Source organism: Ameyamaea chiangmaiensis (assembly GCF_013376175.1).
GTDB lineage: Bacteria > Pseudomonadota > Alphaproteobacteria > Acetobacterales > Acetobacteraceae > Ameyamaea > Ameyamaea chiangmaiensis.
The window spans coordinates 1-2,629 of the sequence record NZ_JABXXR010000245.1; the positions used below are offsets into that span (position 1 = coordinate 1).

General features: G+C 67.4%; 2 protein-coding genes and 2 pseudogenes. All 4 read right to left on the reverse strand.

The features are described 5' to 3' along the window. Positions 1-540, reverse strand: a pseudogene (locus HUK82_RS15855) (TrbI/VirB10 family protein); the annotation flags it as partial. Beyond that, the gene (gene trbG, locus HUK82_RS15860) at positions 537-1,565 is read right to left on the reverse strand and encodes a P-type conjugative transfer protein TrbG (protein WP_176614858.1); all 1,029 of its coding nucleotides are present in this window, start codon (positions 1,563-1,565) and stop codon (positions 537-539) included. The pseudogene HUK82_RS15855 and the gene trbG, both read right to left, overlap by 4 nt. Then, on the reverse strand, positions 1,562-2,245 hold the full coding sequence (trbF, locus tag HUK82_RS15865) for a conjugal transfer protein TrbF (RefSeq protein ID WP_176614859.1): 684 nt from the start codon (positions 2,243-2,245) through the stop codon (positions 1,562-1,564). The genes trbG and trbF overlap by 4 nt, the downstream gene beginning before the upstream one ends. 2 nt (positions 2,246-2,247) lie before the next feature. Then, positions 2,248-2,629, reverse strand: a pseudogene (locus tag HUK82_RS15870) (P-type conjugative transfer protein TrbL); the annotation flags it as partial.

Below are 2,629 nucleotides of genomic sequence, written 5' to 3' on the forward strand. Positions count from 1 at the left end.
AGGCGTGGCCGCGGTGTTCGCGGGCCGCGTCTCGGTGGACGCGAACAGCTTCGCATTGCGCGCCGCTTCCCGCTCCTGTGCCTGACGCTGTTCTTCCGGGGTTGGTCCGACCGGCCCGGAGGGCGTGGCGATCCCCGGCATCGGCACGGGCTGGCCTGCGTTTTGCGCGCTCAGGATAGGCCGGCCGAGATCGCCGGGCAGCGGCGGGCCGAGTTTGGGCACGCCGCTATAATCCTTCGGCAGGCCGGCCAGCCCGTCCGGCGTGGTGCGGTTGTCAGTGGAAATCAGTTCCTGGCCCTGATCGCCGCCATGCCGGGTCTGGAGCGCATAGACGAGCGCGCCGCCGACGCCGACACTGGCTGCGAGGCTCAAGCCCGCCAGCACTTTGCGCGACAGGCGGGTGACACGCGGCGGTTCGGGACGCAACCGCATCGGCGCGACCGGCTCGCCGGTCAGCGGCCGGGCGTCATCACCTGCCTCTGGCGCAGGGGCCGCATCGGGCTTGCTCCCTTCCTCCTTCTCGGGATGTTCCTCGCTCACGACGCAGGCCTCCCGTCCGTCCGGGAGATGCGGACGCGCTTCTGGTTCTTGTCCGCCCCGAAGCGCAATTCAGCGGCGGCGAACAGCCGATCGACGATCATGTAGTTGCCGCGCACGCGGTAGTTCACGAGTTCGGAGGTTTCGCCTTCTGGCCCGACGACGAAGAGCGGCGGCATCTCGCCTTGGCCGATCCCACGCGGAAATTCGATGAACACCTGTCTGCCGTCGTCGAATGCGCGTAGCGGCCGCCACGGCGCGCGGTCGCCCGACACGTCATAGCGGAAATTCACGCGGGATAGATCTATGCCGTTCGCGACCGGCTGCTGGGCCTCAGCCTGCGCGTTCTGGCGGCGCAGCGCGATGAGCTGGTCCTGCGGATATTGCCAGGACACCGAAGCCATATAGGTCTTCTCGGTGGAGCGCAGTTCCATGTGATAGGTGCGCCGGTCGGTGTTGATGACCAGATTGGTCAGCAATTCGGGCCGGGTGGGCTTCACCAGGATGTGCACGACCTTCGCCGCACCGGTGCCGCTTTCGGTATCACCGATGATCCAGCGCACCGTGTCGCCGGCAGCGACGGGACCGGAGCCGACGAGCTGTTCGCCGGGCTGAAGCGATATGTCGGTGATCTGCCCCGGCGAGGCATAGACCTGATAGAGCGCGCCATCGACGAAGGGATAGACCTGCATCGAGTTGATGAAGCCGTTGCGCACCGGCTGCATCCGGGCTGCGGCATTGGCCTCGTTCACGCGCGCGGCAGGGTCCGGCAGTTCGGGCGTCGGCTTGCCGTCCTTGCCGACCGGCTTCAACTGGCCGGGAAGTGGCAACGGCTTCGGCAGTTCGACCACCTGCACGGGCTTGGGCGGATCGGCCGTGATGACGGCGGGCGCCGCATCGTCATAGGAAATCTCCGGCGGCGGAATGTGCCCGGCACATCCGGCAAGCGCGGAAGCGGAAAGCAGTAAAGCCGTGAGTGAGGCATTGCGGAAAGCCGGCCTCCCGGCATGACGGAAGGTCGGTGTCATTGTCCAAGCTCCTTCGACCAGTTGATGGCGTTGATGTAGATTCCGAGCGGGTTCTTCCTGAGCGTGTCGGCGTCGCGCGGCGACTGGACGGCGACGGTCACGATCGCCGACCAGCGCTCGGTCGAGGCGAGCGATCCGTCCTGATAGCGGCGCTCGATCCAGGCGATGCGGAAGCTCGATGGCGAGGCGCGGATGACGCTCGACACCTCGATCGCGATCTGTTGCCTGCCGACCTTGGCGAAAGGATCGTTGGCGCGGGCGTAGTCGTTCAGCGCCAGCGCGCCGGCCTGCGTGGTGAAGTCATAGGCGCGCAGCCAGTTCTGCCGCACGATGATTGCGTCGGCCGGGATCGAGCGGACCTGCTCGATGAAGCGCGCGAGGTAGAAAGCGATCTGCGCGTCGTTGGGCTGATAGTCGGCGGTGGCGGGCGCGATGGCTTGCGCCTGGCCGAGCTTATCGACCTGAACCACCCAGGGCACGATCGAACCGTTCATCGACTGCCAGAACAGCGCGCCCGATAATCCAGCAGAGAGCGCCAAAGAGCCGAAGGCCATGAGGCGCCAGTTCTTCGCCTGTACGCGAGCGGAGCCGATGCGGTCGTCCCAGATCTGGGCGGCGCGGTGGTAGGGCGTCTCAGGTTCGGGGGATTTGCCGTAATGGGTGGATGGTCGCTTGAACATGGTCAGTCGCTTTCGGAGAGGTTGACGGAAGCGCCGCCGCCGTGGGCGTCGCCGGACTTGACGGCGTGGGCCGCGGCCTGGACGCCATGCGCCATCTGCTGGCCACGCTTCATGCGTTTGGCCCATGCGGGCGGGCTGTCGGCCGTGGCAGATGATGCGGTCGGTGCGGACGCCGCTTCCGCTCCGGCCTCGGCGCCTGCTTCACCGGACACGGCCCGCCCGCCTGCCTGGAAGCTCTCCCGCATCGACGAGGCTGCGCGGCGGAACGGACTGGCGATGGCGGAGCCAGCCTTCGACGCGCCGGTCGAGGCGACATTGCCGAGACCGGAGGCGACGCCGGATGCACCGGACTGGCCGGCTGCGCCGAGGCTGTAGGCAGTGGAT